The organism is Evansella clarkii (genome assembly GCF_002019695.1).
GTDB classification, from domain to species: Bacteria; Bacillota; Bacilli; order Bacillales; family Salisediminibacteriaceae; genus Evansella; species Evansella clarkii.
The window spans coordinates 451,109-468,590 of record NZ_KV917376.1 but is presented as its reverse complement, the minus strand read 5'-3'; the positions used below and the strand labels follow the sequence as shown (position 1 = coordinate 468,590).

Genomic DNA, 17,482 nt, shown 5'->3' with positions numbered 1-17,482 from the left:
TTAAAGTAGCTGCTATCAGTTTCCCTGATAGGATGTGCGGTAGCCTTTATTAGAATCTGCTTCTCTAATGGAGGTAAGCTCTTCTTCGTCCGTCATATGAGTTTCGGCCAGCAGGGCCATTTCATCAGCCAGTTTATCGCCGCCGCCATGAATGTTGCCAATTCCGTAAATGACCGTTTCTCTCGGCAGGTCTTTCAGCTGCTGTACTACTTCTTCCGTATCATAGCCTTCCAGGTTGATGAAATTATCGGCTTTATACTTGCCTTCTTCGTAAGCATTCTTGACTGGCCAGACATCTTTTCCCATGACGATGAGATTCTTCATCTCAATGTGCGGGATGACATCCTCAGCAAACTGAATTGTTCTTTCCACACGGTCGTCACGGCAATTCATCACAATGGTTGCGTTGTGGACCGGGTAACCAAGCTGTTTAATCCGCTCCCAGATATTCAGCGTGGAAGTGGCATCGTTTGCGGCAAAGCCGTTGAAGAAAAACTTCTGGTCAGCAGGTTCGCCAATCTGGTGGACTCTCATCGCTCCCGGGTCTACAGGTGCGTTCAGCATTCCCTGAAGGGCGACTTCCCTGTCAATTTCAAGTATGTCAGCCACAGCAAGTGCCAGAGCAGCATTCTGTGGAAATACCATAAATGGAAACTTCTTTAAGTATTCTTCATCAACAGCGTCTTCGTCACAAATGACAAGCTTCGTATTTTTCTGCTCCGCAAGCTTATGGAAGTATCTCCGGTATGGTGTGTCAGGCATAACGAGATGCCCGTTTTCCGGGATAGTGGAACTGAATGCTTCAGCAATATGATCGAGGGAAGGCCCCATCACTTCCATATGGTCCTCAAGAATATTCGCTATAACCGTAATATTGGCTTTTACAAACCTCTCCTGAAACACTGCCTGGTATTCAGGGTTTACGGCCATACATTCAGAAACGATTGCATCGGCGTTCCTTTTAACGGCTTTACGGTTAAAATGCTTCTGTTCACTAATGTTGGGTCCTTGAAGCGCGCGGACAATCGGCTCTTCTTCATCCCTGTCCCAATAAATAATCCGGGCAGATGTCCCGGTGGTTTTACCGACAACGCGGCGTTCGTCTTCTTTTAAGATCCCTGTGATCAGTCTCGTAACTGTTGACTTTCCCCGGATCCCGTTAACAAGAATTCTCAGGGGAATCTTCTCCACACGACCGTCAATACGCCTTTTTTCCATAATGCCAATTATAAGTACAACTGCCGCAAAAATACTCATGTACGCTAATTCATGCACAAAAACAACTCCCTTCAAGTAAATGCCACTCAAAAACACATTACTTTTAATATAAAATTATTTGGTATTAAAATTAATTAGGGCGCATGCGGAGAAAATGGGAGTCTTATATAATACTTTACTCACCATTCGTCTGAAAAGGTGAAATTCTGCAAGCTTATATAAAAATAAATAGAATTTCACACAAAAATGTACCATATTGGCATAGCTTAAACAACTAAATCAGTGGGAAGTTTTGAAGATTCCTCAGGAAGAAGACCCACAATATGGTTATTTCCTCTGCCTCCTCACCTGCTCTATCTATTTCTATACCCTGTAAATCAATACGGGAATCCTAAAATATGAAACTTTTGCACTGTTTTTGGCATCTGAACACCTTTTTTCAGAAGTTCCTGAGTCGAGCATGCTGAACCATGATGGAAGAAGTTAGATGTCTGCTTTCCTATGATTTATAATAGAGGAAATATATTAGTTCATTCGGTCGTCTGTCTCCGGCATACCAATGTCTGAAGAAGAGTATAACAACAGGCCTGCAATAAAAAAACTTAGGAGGCTGGGGGAAATGGAAAGACTTACTGATAAGGAAATTCGAGCCTTTCTGGTGGAACAAAACGAATGGAAGCTTACAGAAGAAAAATGGATCGAAAGAAAATATCGTTTTACCGACTATTTAACAGGGGTGGAGTTTGTCCAGAGGATAGCCCGGCTTTCAGAGGAAGCGAATCATCATCCGTTTATCTCTATTGACTATAAGCTCATTAAAGTGAAGATCACCTCCTGGCATGCCAGAGGATTAACAAAGCTGGACTTTCAATTAGCAGAGAAATATGACGGAATATATAATGAACTTAAACAGTAACTATACGAAATCAGGTGATCTGGATGTTTCTGCTGAAAAATGTGACATACGGGAATATTCTCGAGATACAGGAGCTTTATATACCGCCTGGAAAAGTTACCTGTATTACAGGTGAAAGCGGCAGTGGTAAGAGTACGCTCGTAAAACTGCTTAATAATATCATATCTGCTGACAGGGGGACAATTACTTATCAGGGTACACCTGTTGAACAAACTGATCCGGTGGAGCTCAGAAGGAAAGTTGTTATGGTACCGCAAACTCCCCCTGTGTTTGGGGGAACAGTGAAAGATAATCTGGTAGCAGGTCTGGAGTTTTCCGGACACCCTCCAGCAGAAGATAGCCTTCTTACTGAGGTTTTAAAGACAGTATGCCTGGAGAAAAAACTGGATGAGAGTGCCGACCAGCTGTCAGGCGGGGAAAAACAGAGGCTTGCTCTCGGCGTGGCTTTACTTCTCGAGCCTGAAGTATACATTCTTGACGAGCCCACCTCAGGCCTGGATGAAACAACAGAAAGAAAAGTCATAGAAAATATATACCGGAATATTTCGGGAAGAGGTAAAATGCTGCTCATGATCACACATTCGAAAGCTGTTGCTGAAGAGTATGGAGAAATAGTTGTGGAGATGGCTGATGGGAAAGTCGCCGGGGTAAAGGAGCGGCACCGATGAATGAGATAATCGAACTTGGATTCTGGCAGATGGCCGCTGCTTATGTATTTATCATACTGCTTTTTCTTATTATAAAAGCACGGGGGATAAACAGAGAAAAGGAATTGTTTATTGGAACAGTGCGAATGACTCTGCAGCTCGTACTTGCCGGATATATACTTGCTTATTTATTTGAAGCGAACAATGTGTGGCTCGTTATTCTCGTTGTGATTTTGATGCAGATTTTTGCAGTACGTAACATATTCAGGAGAGTGAAATACAGGCTCAGTAAAAGGATAAAGCAAATGATCATGTTTTCCATGGCTGCAGGAACCCTGACAAGTATCTTCTATTTTATACTTGTCGTTGTTCAGGTTTCTCCGTGGTTTGAGGCAAGGTATTTTATCCCGATTGCCGGTATGCTGATTGGAAACTCTATGACTGGAATATCTTTAGGTGTACAGCGTCTGGTGGAAGGGATGTATGACCAGCGTGCACATATAGAGTCAGCCCTGATGCTTGGTGCTCATCCTAAAAAAGCGTCGGAGAGAATAGTAAATCAGGCTTTTGATGCAGCGATCCTTCCGACTATTAACTCTATGGTAGGTATGGGAATTGTATTTTTGCCAGGGATGATGACAGGGCAGATCTTAGCAGGATTGTCTCCTGTTACGGCTATCCAGTATCAGATCGCTATTATGCTTGGAATTGTCGGCTGTGTGTCGCTGACAGTCATCTTATTTGTCCAGCTTGGATATAAAGCCTTTTTTACTGACAGAGCTCAGCTTGATAAAAAAGAACTGCTGCTGATCTCTTCAAAGGAGAAGTAACTATATGAAGGTTTTGATTGGTATAGAGCATGAATTGCTTCGTTACGGTCTGATTCAGCTGTTGAAAGACATTCAGCCGGTAGAGTATATGGTGGAAGCTTCAGATACAGAGCAATTTATAGATTCCCTGAGAAAATATGAATTTGACCTTACTGTCGCCAATACCACACTTCCAGGAGCAGGCGGCCTTCCTGTATTGATTTCTGAACTAAAGAATCTGTCCCCTGGTACGAAGAGGGTGCTCATGCTTGGAAATCCGGGAGGCGCACCAGAAAGCTACTCAGAGGACAGCGGTCTGGAAGGTGCGTTTTACCACGGAGCAACTTTAGATGAGTTAATGGAGTTCTTCCAGAGAATTTTAAAGGGAGAAACCGCCTTTCTGCATGCAGGGAAAAGCAGGCATCAGCCAGGTAATGATAACCAGGAAAGCCATCTGTTATCTGACAGGGAAAAAGAGATTTTTCATATGAAGGTGAGAGGATTCTCGGTAAAGGATACAGCGTCCATACTGAAGATTTCCCCAAAAACGGTAGAGAACCACCGCCGGAATATTCGCCGGAAACTTAGCATCGGCAGAAACAGTGAATGGTTTGAATGGGGAAAAAAACTGGGGTTATTATGAGTTGTTTCTCAGTTAAATGAGTATGTGGTTAGCTCAGAATGATTAAATAATTCATGTTATACAAGAGTTGTTGAGGAGAGCGGAACGAATGAGACTCCTTCGGGAAAAGCAACATGTTTTCATGCGACGAGTAACCGCAGGAGCAGCCGAAGACCCCGCAGGGACGAGCGACACGTCATGAATCCGCTGCGAGTTGTCTCGACGTATACACTTCGAAGAATTTGCTCGCAGAGGAAGAGACTCCCGAGGAGGCTGAGGCGTTGCCCGAGGAAAGCGAATTCGTGTAGTTCTCCTCAACACACTTTTTAAGTAAACCATAATTCATATTTTATTACTATTTTTTCAGACAGGAGATAGATACCTATGAAGCAGCTGAAGGAAATCGCACGAAATAAAAAAAAGCAAATGTATCTGCTCCTTCTGCTTTCTGTATTAACGGGGGCTGCTGTCATCGCCCAGGCGTATTATATAGTTGCTATTGTGGATTTGATTTTTCTCCAGGGAGCCCCTTTTCAGAGCATCGTTTCTTTAATGGGTGTTCTTGCAGCTGTTCTTGCGGCCAGAGCGGCCTTCAGTTATCTGAACGGGCGGACAGGTATAAAGCTGGCTTCTGAAGTTAAGGCGGATTTCCGCCAGTCTCTACTTTCGAAATATCGAAGAAACCCGGTGCAGGCATCCCTGAAAGGACAATCAGGGAAGAAGGTTAGTGTCCTCCTGGATTCCGTAGATGAAATCGACAGCTATTTCAGCCAGTATTATCCGCAGATGATTCAGACAAGCGTCGTTCCACTGATGATTTTAGGTGCGGTTTTTTACTATAACTGGGTGTCCGGATTGATCATGCTGATCACTGCACCATTTATTCCGCTCTTTTTTATTATCTTCGGAAGTGCCGCCCAGAAAAAATCTGAAGAACAGCTTGAGAAGCTGGCGGCGTTCTCAGGAAAGTTTCTTGATATACTGCAGGGGCTTTCAACACTGAAGCTTTTCGGACGAGCCCGGGCACAGAGGGAAGCGATCCGAAACAGCAGTCTAGAATACCGGGATGCCACGATGACGGTACTTAAAACAGCATTTTTATCCTCGCTGATGCTTGAGTTTATTTCCATGCTCAGCATTGCGCTTATTGCTCTTGAAGTCGGCCTCCGTCTCGTTTTGTATGACCAGCTAACTTTTTTTACAGCCTTCTTCGTCCTGATTCTCGCTCCTGAGTTTTACAACTCACTGAAAGAGCTGGGTACAGCATTCCACACAGGCAGAGGAAGTACAGGAGCGGCTGCGAAAGTGATCGAGGAGCTGGAAGAAAAAGAGCAGCCGGTAAAATGGGGAAACAAGCAGATTGAAAAGAGGGGAGCACCTCCGGAAATACAGCTTCGTAATGTTGGTTTCAGCTATGGAGAAGGGGCATTCGCCTTAAAACAGGTGACCGGGACTATCAAGCCATTGACTGAAACAGCGGTTGTTGGAAGAAGCGGTTCAGGTAAATCAACTCTGCTCCATTTACTATCGGGCATCGCAGCTCCTGGCGAAGGTGATATTGTTGTAAATGGAGAGACGCTCAGTGAGTATGAAGAAAAAAGCTGGTTTAATGAACTGAGCTATATTTCACAAAATCCTTATCTTTTTTCAGGCACTATAGCGGAAAATATAGCGGTTGGCGTTAATGAGACGGTAACGAGGGAAGAAATTGAAAGAGCTGCTGATAAGGCGGGAATTTCGGAAATGGTTGCCGGCCTTGAAAAAGGTTATGATACAACGGTTGGTGAAGGGGGCAGAGGCCTCTCCGGCGGGGAAAAACAGCGGGTTGCGCTGGCCCGTGCCTTCTTGAAAAAGCCATCGGTTATATTATTCGACGAGCCTACGGCAGGACTGGATTTGCGGACGGAACAAATTCTTCAGCGGTCCATGAAAGAGCTCGCGGAAACCTCTACGGTAATTACAGTTGCTCACAGGCTTCATACTATTCGAAGGGCCGACCAGATTCTTTTTCTGGATAACGGTCTGCTTGCAGGCAGGGGAACTCATGATGAGCTGATGGAGTCTGTGCCTGAATACCGGAACATGGTTGCTGTTCAGCAGGGAGGCGATACAGGATGAAGGATTTAAAAATTGTCATGAAATTATTAATGAAAGAAAGAAAGGATGTCTTCCTTTCCATTCTGTTTGGTTTTCTCGCAGGGGCAGGGGCGGTTGCCCTGTTTGCCAACAGCGGCTATTTAATTTCCCAGGCTGCCATCGCTTCGACACTTGTAGTGCTTACGCTGAGCATTGCTCTGATGAAAATTTTCAGTGTGACAAGAGCGGTGAGCCGCTACGGGGAACGTTATTTTTCCCACAGGGCTACTTTTACAAAGCTGAGCAGCCTCAGGGTGTATTTCTTTGAAAGGCTGGAGCCGCTCGCGCCAAGAGTATTTAACCGGTACAGGAGCGGGGACATTCTGGCGAGGATTGTCGGAGATGTGGAAAGCCTTCAGAACTTTTTCCTCAGGGTATATTATCCGCCGATTGTTATGGTAATTGTTTTTCTTGCAACGATTACCTTCACGCTGTTCTTCTCTGTGTATATTGCCCTGATTCTTGCAGCGGGGCTGTTCATTACAGGCTTTCTTGTCCCTCTTCTGTTTGCATTAAAGCAGCGGAAGATTCAGAGTGAGCTAAGGGAAATGCGGGGAAGCTTATCGGCGGAAGCTGCTGAGTTTTTCTATGGCTTCCGGGATCTGAAGCTGTATCAGAAGCTGGATGAGCAGGAGCAGCAGCTTGGATCGGTTTCAAATGCTTATATCAGCGAGCAGGAAAAAAACAGTCTTCAGGCGTTATTCAGCCAGTCAGTAAACCAGATGATCGCACTGATTATTTCCTGGTTTGTTTTAGGTGCCGGGGCGTATTTAATAGCAGGGGGAGAACTGGACGGTATTTTTCTGGCGATGCTCGTGATGATTTCGCTCACAGTTTTTGATACATCTACTCCGATGGCTGCCTTTCCAGTACACTTAGAAGACAGCCGAAGAGCAGCATCCAGGCTGTTTTCGGTGGTTGAAGAAGGAGAGTCGTCTGGTGCAGAACCTGGTGGAGGGACAACGAAGCATAATCTGCAGGAGGCACCGGCGGTTGAAATGAATAATGTATCATTCTCCTTCCCGGGAGAAGAAAGAAAGGCACTTAAAGACATTAATCTTCATTTACCTGCCGGGTCAAAAACTGCTATAGTAGGGCCAAGCGGGAGCGGCAAGTCGACGCTGCTGCAGCTGCTGTTTAAAATGTACCCCGAGTACGAAGGGGAAGTACGCCTGAATGGCCGGCTCGTGGAAAATCTCGAAGATGAAAGCATCTGGGCGGGTATTAACCCAGTGTTGCAGAGCAATCACTTCTTTTACGGTACAGTGAAAGAAAACCTGCTACTGGCTAAAGATGATCTAAGTGATGAAGCGATGAACGATGTACTGGGAAAAGTGAAGCTGAGTTTTTCCCTCGATAAACAGATCCTTGAAAAGGGAGAAAATTTGTCAGGAGGAGAAAAGCAGAGGCTTGCAATTGCAAGAGCGATGCTTAAAGGGGCAAAGCTCTGGCTTCTTGATGAACCAACCTCCTCTGTCGATGTGCTGACGGAAAGGCTGATTTTTGACCACCTTTTTGAGCAGGGAAAAGATGATACACTGGTACTTATAAGCCACCGTCTTACCGGGCTTGAAAATATGGATAAAATCATTGTCATGGAGCAAGGGAGAATTATTGAATCAGGAAGCTATGAAGACCTCATGTCCCGAAAAGGCTACTTCTATGAAATGAAACAAATTGAAAAAAGTGTTTTCGCATAGCAGGGCAGTTTAAAAATATGTGGGGAGCAGAATACCGGTATCGTGAAGAATTATATGAAAAGAATATCAATAAAAAGGCCGAATCCCGGGATTTGGTCTTTTGTTTTTGCTTATACATCAACAATTACTCGATATTGACACTTGATTGGCACACCAAAATTGCTGCGTAAATAATAGCTAAAGGCGGATTTTGAATGTGTAACAAAAAAAATAAAAGCGGATCCTTAAATAAGTATATCACCTGGTTTTAGTATGTTTCTCAGTCTGCCTTTTAAGGAAACTGTAAAAATACAGTAATTAAAAGGAGTGGTACCAGTGATTCCTGCAATTTTAATGGCGATTACAATGCTGTTTATCCTTGTTAACCTTTATTATTTTTTTACGAATAAAACATTTAAGAAAAGCTACTTCAGTTCTGCTTTGTTTTATAAGCTTTTTTATACGATGCTCGGACTGACCATTGGTTTTGCCGTCTTGTATTATGCTTTATCCTCTTATGGCACAGTACTGGTCATTAACGATCCGACAGGTGAGCCTGCCGATCATAATTTTCTTGAATATCTTTATTTCAGTGGAGTAACGATGCTGTCGGTAGGATATGGTGATCTCGTGCCAGTAGGGAGTGCGAGGTTATTTTCCTTACTTCAGGCATCTCTCGGAGTTTTGCTGCCAACAGCCTGCTTCATGAAAGCTTTAACAAGCTCAGGTGAAAAGGGGAGCGGAAGTAACAGCTGATTATAGTCTATAATACAGGCAGAGGGGTTTATCCGGATACAGGAGCCCTGTCTGTCTTTTGTTTTGGTGGCTCAGGTGCCTGGGTTAACAACCGCTCTTTTGTTCATCTTATATTCATATTAGTATGCTATAAATTCAATAGGACTTTAGGAAAGGGGGACTTCAGAATGAATAAACAGCTGAAAGTTCTCATTATTGAGGATGATCCGAGTATCATTGACCTCATTCAGATGTACATTGAGAAACAAGGTTTTACGGCAACCACAGCGTTCCGGGGAGACGAAGGAATACAAAAGTTTTATGATGAGAATCCCGACTTTGTTATTCTTGATATTATGCTCCCGGAGATGGATGGCTGGGAAGTATGTAAAATGATCCGCCTTGAAGATCAGAAGGTACCTGTAATCATGCTTACTGGCAAAGGTGAAAGCTACGATAAAATTAAAGGCCTTGAAATAGGGGCTGATGATTATGTTGTTAAGCCGTTTGATCCGAACGAATTAGTTGCGAGAGTTAAGGCCGTAATGCGAAGAAGCGAAGTTTTTTACGACACGCAGAAGAATATTGATATTCCTTTCCTGTCGATTGATATGAACGAGCATAAAGTATTCGTCGATAACACCGAGGTTTTCATGCCCCCGAAAGAGCTGGAGCTCCTTTATTTTTTTGCGTCTCATCCAAACAGAGTCTTTACACGGCAGCAGCTCCTTGACCAGATTTGGGGGTACGATTATGAGGGAGACCCCCGGACAATAGATGTCCATGTAAAAAGGCTTCGGGAAAAGCTGAAAGACCATTCTCCGGACTGGTCCCTTAAAACCATAAGAGGAGTTGGATATAAATTTGAAGTTATTTCCTTCCGGTAAAAAGAAAGGGATATTCCTTAAACTGTTTCTCACATACTTAGTGACGTTCTTCGTATCCCTGTTTTTATTCGGTTCTGTTTACCTCTATATGTTCCATCTGAATCTTTATGAGGATTACCAGGATTCTTTTGGGAATTCCCGGCAGCAGATAGAGAGCCATTTGCAGGATGCTGAAGAAAATAACTGGGACAGTGATATGGTCGCGTCTTCCCTGCAGATTATCCTGAGGCAGGATAACAGAAGCATTTATCTGTATGACTCTGCTGGTGAGCTTCTCTATCAGCCTTCTCCTGGTGACGGAGCTTTTATCGGCATAAACAGCAGTGTTGTGGAGGAAGTGCTGGCAGGGGAAGAAATTGCACAGGGAATGAGGATTAATGGAGATTTAATGTACTTAATTGCGGCTCCTTTCCAGGCTGGTCCCGAGCAGGCTTCCGAAGATGTGATGATAATGGTCTTCCATGAGCTGGACCATGAAATCCGGCAGGCTGTACTTATGATTCTTTTTGCAATTTTCATTACGATACTTTGCGCAGGAGTCATTCTGTGGTTTATTTCAAGAAGGCTCACTTTACCGCTTCGGGAAATGAACAAAATTGCTATGAAACTGGCAAAGGGGGATTTTTCCCAGCGAGTAAAAATCCGCTCTAAGGATGAAATTGGCCAGTTAGGCGAAACGTTTAATACAATGGCGGAGGATCTGGACAGTCTCGAACAAATGCGTAAGGACTTTCTCGCCAATGTATCCCATGACTTGAGGTCTCCCCTTACCTCAATTAATGGTTTTCTTACCGCTTTGCTGGACGGCACCATCCCTGACAGCCGCAAAGGCCATTACTATAAGCTGATGAAAGACGAGACAGACAGGCTGATCAAGCTGGTGAACGATTTACTTCATGTGAACCAGCTGGAGGCGGGAAAGATTGTTATACAGCCCGCTGACTATAATTTGTCGGAGCAGCTGAGGATTACTGCGGCAAAAATGGAGCCTCAGTTAAGTAAAAAGCAGATCGAACTCGAATTGATTGGCACAGAGGAAGATATAATGGTGAATGCGGACCAGAACAGGATGGAACAGGTATTCATAAATCTGCTCCAGAATGCGGTGAATTTCTCAACAACAGGCAGTAAAGTATTGATAAAACTGAAGAAAGAAAATGACAGGGTGAAGATATCCATAAAAGATCAGGGCATTGGAATGGATGAAGAAGAGCTGAACCATATTTGGGACAGGTTTTATAAAGCGGATTCGGCCCGCTCCAGGAAATCAGGCACAGGGCTTGGGTTATCCATTGTAAAATCGATCCTCGAGCTGCACGGTGTTTCCATTAAAGCCGAAAGTAAACGAGGCGCGGGAACAGTATTCTCGTTTAAACTTCCACTGGCTTAACTGTTATTATATATTGAAGTAATGGACGATGGCTGAAGCTGTCGTCCTTTTTTGTTCATCAGACGTTCATATTAACTTGGTATGCTGTTATTGCACTTTAAAGCAATGTGTAAATCGGAAGGGAAGAGGAGTAGCATGAATATTTTTGCGAAATTTGTTTCAAATCGAAAATGGGTCTGGCTGATCCTGGGTATCTGGGTGATTGCGGCGGGGACACTGAGTGCGGCGCCGTCTGCAAATGATTATACGATTAATACAGGGGAGAATGATCTCCCGGAGGATGCCAGGTCATTTATCGCTTCTGAAAAATTACAGGAGCATTTTCCCGATGAAGACGGCCTGCTGGCGCTGTTAGTATTCCGGGAAGAATCCGGCTGGGATGCAGCTGGGTATGAGCCGGTGGATAATGTCAGTGAATGGATGACAGAAGAGGCTGATCTTCCGGCACTGGAGGGAGTCGTCCCTTTTCACCAGTTTCCTGACCATGCAAAGGAAGCGTTCCTTTCAGAGGATGGAACCACACTGGTTTTGCCAGCCATGTTGCAGGATGGTCTGGAGATGTCAGAGGTAAATGATACGGTTACGAGTATCCAGGAGTACGGAGACGGGGCAATGGAAAGGGGAACCTTGCTGATAACAGGCCCTGCGGGAATTGCCTCAGATACAATTGCTATTTTTACAAACGCTGATCTGGTTCTGTTATTCAGTACTATTTTACTCGTCCTTGTTTTGTTAATAGTTATTTATCGTTCTCCTTTACTGGCGATTATCCCTCTTGTAGCGGCAGTCTTTGTATACCAGGTGACAGACCGGGTATTAGGGCTTCTGGCTGCGAATGGAGCTTTCACCATTGAATCACAATCTCTGTCTATCGTTATGATACTTCTCTTCGGGGCGACGACAGATTACAGTCTTTTCATATTCTCCAGGTACAGGGAAGAGCTGCGAAAAATAGAATTGAAGTATGAAGCTATGGAAGGGGCAGTGAAGGAAGTAGCTTCTCCTATATTTTACAGCGGGGGGACAGTCCTTGCTGCTATGCTGGTGCTTTTCGTAGCGGACTACGGACCATACCAGAACTTCGCGCCGATTTTTTCCATTACTATTTTAATTGTTCTCCTGGCGGGACTTACGTTAATTCCTGCTTTGTTTACCATCGTGGGTAGACGTTCCTTCTGGCCATCCGTACCAAAGGTCGGAGAAAATACTCTGGAAAAAAACAGGTTCTGGGGGTCTGCAGGTTCCTTTGTTACGAAAAAACCTTTAGTTGCAGGAGGAGCAGTCCTTATATTTCTTATTATTAACGGGTTAAATGTTCCAACTATCCAGTACTCTTTCAATTTGATAAATTCTTTTCCGGAAGATATGGCTTCCAGAGAAGGGTTCGAGCAGCTGGAAGAGAGTTTTCCGGCTGGGGAATTGGCTCCTGTTACTGTCATCCTGGAGAGGGAAGGCGGATTTGTCTATGAGAGTGAAGAATTTGCAGGAGTAGAAGCTTTAAACGCAATTTTCCAGGAAACAGATGGTATTAGCACAACAACTATGCCTGAAGAGGTTGAGGCAGCAGCAGAGGGGCAGGCGCAGGGGACGAGCTTTTTTGCTGAAAACGATCAGGCTCTTAAATTTGATGTAGTACTCTCCGGCCATCCTTATGACCATGACTCTCTTGATACGCTGGATGTTCTTAATGAAAACCGGGAGGAGATCCTTTCAGAGAGCGGGCTAAGCCCGGATGTATATTCCCTTTATTTTGCAGGTGAGACTGCAAAACAAGCTGATATCAGGGGACTGAACGAAAGGGATACAGCCCTGGTAGTAATATTAGTAACAATTGTGATATTTGCAATGCTGATCTTCCATACTCGTTCTCTTGTCGCACCTGTATATATGATGTCGACGATATTACTCTCCTACTTGTCGGCAATGGGGCTTAGCTGGTTCATTTTCGAGAACTTTTTCGGTTTTGAAGGTATGAGTTACCGGATACCTCTCTATGCATTTGTCTTCCTTGTAGCCCTGGGAGTTGACTACAATATTATGCTCATCTCCAGGATTAAAGAGGAGGCAGGAGCCTTTTCTCTGTCACAGGCAGTGAGAAGAGGCGTCGCATTAACTGGTGGCGTGATATCCTCAGCGGGCCTGATTTTAGCCGCCACGTTTGGGGTACTAATGACACAGCCAATATTAGAACTGTTTATGTTTGGGTTTATTGTCAGCATTGGAATTTTAATGGATGCCTTTCTTGTGAGAGGGATACTTGTTCCTTCCATTGTTACTCTGTGTGGAAAATGGAACTGGTGGCCTTGGGGGAAAACTGCGTTAAAAAATATAGAACGTGCTTAGGAAGACAGGGAGAGGGGAAGCCTTAACTTCCCCCTGTCCTGTCGGTTTTAATTAATATAATTTTTAAGTGAAAGGAAAGGGCGGAACAGTATGTATTCAATTTCATATATTTTGCATATAGTCGGCATTGCTTTATGGATTGGATCTTTTGCAGCATTTGGTTTTCTGCTGAGGTCTATAGTTAAGAAGGGAGAAAGACTTGATGATCATTCTTTTATTCTTGAAAAAATAAGACGCTGGGTTAATTTAGGGATATTACCTGGATTGTTTATCGTTCTCATTACAGGCGTATTCATGATTTTACAGTTTGACCGGGATAGCATGCCTTTTTATCTCAGTTTTATGGAGCAGGCAGGAACAATGATAATCTTATTAACCATTGTCTTTGTTTCGATATACAGCAGGAAGATGGGGAAAAAGCTGAACGGGGCTGCCTTGAAGAAAGATAAGCCGCTTGAATCTCTCGCTCTGATGTATACTAACTTTATGTTTTTATCCGCGGCTCTTTCAGTAATGGTAATCGTAGTTGTTGGGCTGCGGATAATATAGGTTCGGAAGCATTTCTTGTAAGGGATGCTTTCCCTCTAAAAGAGACAAAAAGACGTATGAATTGGCATACGTCTTTTTTCTTTATCGTTCACCCAGGATAAAGAGGGTTGGCAATTACTTACCGGTTGGTCGGCTGGGGGGAGGGCCAGCAACCCGATGTAATAAATAGACGGAAAAATTCCGCTTAATACGTAAATGACTATTAAATACGCTTAAATAGGCGGAGGTATTCCGCCTATTACTTAAAAAAAGTCGAAAATGGGAGGTTTTGCACTGCATAACCGGAAAACTTCCCCTTATATCGCCCCGAAACGAGCCCCAATCTGCAGATAACCGGAAAATCTCCGGTTATTTTACACCTTTTTACGGTGGAAGTGGATTTAACTCAATGAATGAATGCTCCCGCATATAAAAAAGCTCCTCTTCAATTGAAGAAGGAGCCATCTATATCAAAGCAAAGCTCGATGGGCTTCGCTGTTAAACTTGCATCTATTTTTTTGATCTGCTTGATTTTCGGCCCGTCACCTCGTGTTCCTTCTCTTCTGTAAAAACTGGTTTTGCTTTCGCTCCCCAGAAGAAGACGATAAATACGCACAGGAACAGCGTAAGGGGCGGGGCAAATGTTAAAAGGAAATGTGTTAAATCCATTGCTTAAGCCTCCTTTAATCTGGTCAGAGTATTGCTTTCGTTCAACAGATTAATGTTTATTTTTTACCCTGTACATAATCTGCGTCAAACAGGAACAGTTTCATCAGGAAATAGAGTGAAGGAATCAGCATCAGCAGGCCGCCAATGAAGGCACTGATTAACGCGATAGCCATCGTTTCATTTGTAAATCCATCGTAAATCGTTAAATAAGGATACAGCAAATATGGGAAATGTGAGACTCCGTAGCCGAAGAAGGCTGCGAAATACTGAAGCATAACCATCATAAATGCAGTTCCATAATTTCTTCGCTTCCAGATTAAATACGTTGCTGCTGCGAAGGCCAGGAATGAGATGGCAAACATCCACCACAGGTCAACCATGTTAGAGAAGTGTTCCGGATTTCTTCCTCCGAGAAGGAAGAATACGATGACTCCCATTATGATTGAAGGGAATGACCAGATTAACGCATACTTCCTGAGCAGCTCGAGAGCTCCCTTATCCTGCGCCCGTGAGGCGTAGTAGGTGAGGAAGCTGGCTGAGATAAACAGCACACTCACAATGGCGAGGATAACCACTCCCCAGGAATAAAGGCTTCCGAACAGCTCACCGTAAAGAAGCTGCACGTGGCCGTCTTCGTAACTGATATATCCTCCCTCCGAAATCGTCAGCACCGTGGTGAGGGAGGCGGGGATCAGCAGCCCCGTAGCCCCGTATAAAAAGGTGAAGAATCTGCTTTCCTTTGCGCCATAAGTTGCAAATGCATAATAAGAACCCCTGATTGCAATAAGAATAATCGCCACACTCCCGGGAATAAGGAGGGCACTGCCGTAATAAAAGGCAGTTTGCGGGAAGAAACCGACGATTCCAATGAAGAAAAATACAAGGAATACGTTCGTCACTTCCCACACGGGGGACAGGTAGCGCTGAATGATGTCGTGAATAATATGGTTTTTGTTTGTCCGCTTCGTGTAGTAACTAAAGAATCCTGCACCGAAGTCAACCGATGCCACAATAAGATATCCATAGAGAAATACCCACAGCACCGTAATCCCAATAACTTCATAGCTCATGCCTATCCCTCCTTTTAATTAACATTTTGTTCTTTCGTGTGGGCAATGCCCCGTTCTTCCAGTTCATGCTCGGCAGGGTTTGATTTAAACATTCTTCTCAGTACCGCAATACATGTCGCTCCAAGCACTGCGTACAGCAAGATAAACACATACAGCATAATATCGACGTGCGGAGATGCGGTAGCACCCTCTGCAACTGTCATTACCCCATTAATAATCCATGGCTGGCGCCCGACTTCCGCAAAAATCCAGCCTGCTTCAATGGCCACAATCGCCAGGGGACCGCCGGCAAAAATAGCCCATAATACGGGGCGTCTGAAGGCATTCCATTTTTTCATCCAGTTCATAAACACGAACAGGGCAGAAATTGCTGCAAGATACATGCCGATAAATACCATTAAGTCAAACATATAGTGCACCCAAAGCGGCGGATGGAGCTCCTCAGGAAAATCATTCAGGCCGGTAACGACTGTATCCGGAGTATTACCTGCAAGGATACTCAGAGCGTAAGGGATTTCCAGAGCATACCTTACTTCATTATCCTCTGTGAGTATACCCCCAAGAATCAGAGGTGCTTCACTTTCCGTCTCAAAATGCCATTCAGCAGCAGCTAATTTTTCAGGCTGGTACTCGTGCAGATACTTTCCGGAGAAATCCCCGATAACAGCAGTACCAATGGCAAAAATAGCGGCGGAAACCATCGTTAAGTGAAGTGCTTTTTTATGGTAAACATGGTTTCTTCCTTTTAACAGGTTGAAGGCTGCTATAGCCCCTAAGACAAATGCTGCTGTTAAGTAGCAGGTAATGATCACGTGCGAGATTTTTGTCGGTGTGGCAGGGTTAAACATCGCTGCAAGCGGGCTTACATCCCTGATTGCTCCGTCAATTATCTCGAAGCCCTGAGGCACGTTCATAAATGAATTTACTGTTGTAATGAAAAATGCACTGGCTGTAGCCCCAATGACGATCGGGATAATCAGCAGGAAGTGCTTCATTTTACTCTTAAACCGATCCCACGTATACAAATAAATTCCTAAGAAGATAGCTTCAAAGAAGAAGGCGAAAACTTCCATGAACATAGGCAAGCCGATCGTATGCCCGGCAGCCTGCATAAAGTTAGGCCACAAAAGGCTCAGCTGAAGGCCGATTGCTGTCCCGGTTACAACTCCGACAGCAACTATTACTACGAAGCCCCGGGCCCAGCGTCTGGCCATTAATGTATAGTGAGGATCATTTCGTTTTATCCCCATCCATTCGGCAATTGCTATCATCAGCGGAATCCCCACGCCCAGGGTAGCGAAGATCGCATGAAATCCCAGAGTCAATGACGTCAGCAGCCGGCTGTACAGGACCGGATCATATTCAAACATACTGGCTCTCTCCCATCTTTGTATGATAATTATCTGAATTTTATATGGCTACTTTGTGAATAAATTAACACTATCTATATATTAATAATTTATACTTCATTCGTTTATAGGGGAAAACACCTATTTTTGTGAAATTGTGAGCAAAAAATGAACAGAGTGTGATAATTTTGTGAAGGGAATTATTAACGTCAAAATAAGGAACCAATTAGCTATTCCCTTATTTAAAAAATGAAAAACTATTCGAATATGAGAACGGGAAGTATACTTTACAGGTAAGTTTTGTTTTTACGGGGAGTCGGGAAGGTACTGCTGCCTGCAGGCTGTGTTTCCATTTTAGGAGTCTTAGCCCGTACCTATCAAGTTAAGAAAACTGGATTCGTACCCACGCTCGGAGCAAGTGCCTTACTCAGGGAACGAATACGCCTCATTCGTGCATCGCTCGGAGTAACGCCAATACTCTGGG

General features: G+C 44.1%; 15 protein-coding genes. 11 read left to right on the top strand and 4 right to left on the bottom strand.

Translation table 11 applies throughout. From position 1 onward, the window contains the following. Positions 1-15 precede the first annotated feature (15 nt). A complete protein-coding gene (pgsB, locus tag BK582_RS02060; RefSeq protein WP_078597748.1) occupies positions 16-1,257 on the bottom strand; it encodes a poly-gamma-glutamate synthase PgsB in 1,242 nt (413 codons plus the stop codon). 580 nt (positions 1,258-1,837) lie between these two features. Between pgsB and BK582_RS02055 the strand changes: the two genes are divergently transcribed. From BK582_RS02055 to BK582_RS02005, 11 genes are all read left to right on the top strand, one after another. Beyond that, positions 1,838-2,134, top strand: a complete 297-nt coding sequence (locus tag BK582_RS02055; protein ID WP_078592762.1) for a 4a-hydroxytetrahydrobiopterin dehydratase — start codon at positions 1,838-1,840, stop codon at positions 2,132-2,134. Positions 2,135-2,157: 23 nt separating this feature from the next. Continuing rightward, positions 2,158-2,802, top strand: coding sequence for an ABC transporter ATP-binding protein (locus BK582_RS02050; RefSeq protein WP_078592761.1), 645 nt, complete (start codon positions 2,158-2,160; stop codon positions 2,800-2,802). After that, the gene (locus BK582_RS02045; protein ID WP_078592760.1) at positions 2,799-3,611 is read left to right on the top strand and encodes an ABC transporter permease; all 813 of its coding nucleotides are present in this window, start codon (positions 2,799-2,801) and stop codon (positions 3,609-3,611) included. The genes BK582_RS02050 and BK582_RS02045 overlap by 4 nt, the downstream gene beginning before the upstream one ends. Positions 3,612-3,615: 4 nt before the next feature. Beyond that, positions 3,616-4,233, top strand: a complete 618-nt coding sequence (locus BK582_RS02040; RefSeq protein ID WP_078592759.1) for a response regulator transcription factor — start codon at positions 3,616-3,618, stop codon at positions 4,231-4,233. Positions 4,234-4,596: 363 nt separating this feature from the next. After that, positions 4,597-6,330 carry a thiol reductant ABC exporter subunit CydD gene (gene cydD / locus BK582_RS02035; protein WP_078592758.1) on the top strand — a complete coding sequence of 578 codons (1,734 nt, stop codon included), beginning with the start codon at positions 4,597-4,599 and terminating at the stop codon, positions 6,328-6,330. After that, entirely contained in the window at positions 6,327-8,048 is a 1,722-nt protein-coding gene (gene cydC / locus BK582_RS02030; protein ID WP_078592757.1) for a thiol reductant ABC exporter subunit CydC, read from the top strand. The genes cydD and cydC overlap by 4 nt, the downstream gene beginning before the upstream one ends. Before the next feature lie 315 nt (positions 8,049-8,363). Further along, the gene (locus BK582_RS02025) at positions 8,364-8,783 is read left to right on the top strand and encodes an ion channel (protein WP_244895319.1); all 420 of its coding nucleotides are present in this window, start codon (positions 8,364-8,366) and stop codon (positions 8,781-8,783) included. A gap of 167 nt (positions 8,784-8,950) precedes the next feature. Continuing rightward, positions 8,951-9,649 carry a response regulator transcription factor gene (locus BK582_RS02020; protein ID WP_078592756.1) on the top strand — a complete coding sequence of 233 codons (699 nt, stop codon included), beginning with the start codon at positions 8,951-8,953 and terminating at the stop codon, positions 9,647-9,649. Further along, the gene (locus BK582_RS02015; RefSeq protein ID WP_078592755.1) at positions 9,627-11,039 is read left to right on the top strand and encodes a sensor histidine kinase; all 1,413 of its coding nucleotides are present in this window, start codon (positions 9,627-9,629) and stop codon (positions 11,037-11,039) included. The genes BK582_RS02020 and BK582_RS02015 overlap by 23 nt, the downstream gene beginning before the upstream one ends. Before the next feature lie 135 nt (positions 11,040-11,174). Further along, positions 11,175-13,382, top strand: coding sequence for an MMPL family transporter (locus BK582_RS02010; RefSeq protein ID WP_078592754.1), 2,208 nt, complete (start codon positions 11,175-11,177; stop codon positions 13,380-13,382). A 90-nt stretch (positions 13,383-13,472) separates the two neighbouring features. Further along, entirely contained in the window at positions 13,473-13,931 is a 459-nt protein-coding gene (locus BK582_RS02005) for a hypothetical protein (protein ID WP_078592753.1), read from the top strand. Between the two features lie 489 nt (positions 13,932-14,420). On the opposite strand, the gene cydS is transcribed toward BK582_RS02005, so the two are convergent. From cydS to BK582_RS01995, 3 genes are read right to left on the bottom strand one after another with little or no spacing between them, the layout of a single operon-like run. Further along, positions 14,421-14,579, bottom strand: a complete 159-nt coding sequence (gene cydS / locus BK582_RS26715; RefSeq protein WP_169910741.1) for a cytochrome bd oxidase small subunit CydS family protein — start codon at positions 14,577-14,579, stop codon at positions 14,421-14,423. Positions 14,580-14,635: 56 nt separating this feature from the next. Next, on the bottom strand, positions 14,636-15,649 hold the full coding sequence (locus BK582_RS02000) for a cytochrome d ubiquinol oxidase subunit II (protein ID WP_078592752.1): 1,014 nt from the start codon (positions 15,647-15,649) through the stop codon (positions 14,636-14,638). 14 nt (positions 15,650-15,663) lie between these two features. Then, positions 15,664-17,019, bottom strand: coding sequence for a cytochrome ubiquinol oxidase subunit I (locus BK582_RS01995; protein ID WP_078592751.1), 1,356 nt, complete (start codon positions 17,017-17,019; stop codon positions 15,664-15,666). Positions 17,020-17,482 lie beyond the last annotated feature (463 nt).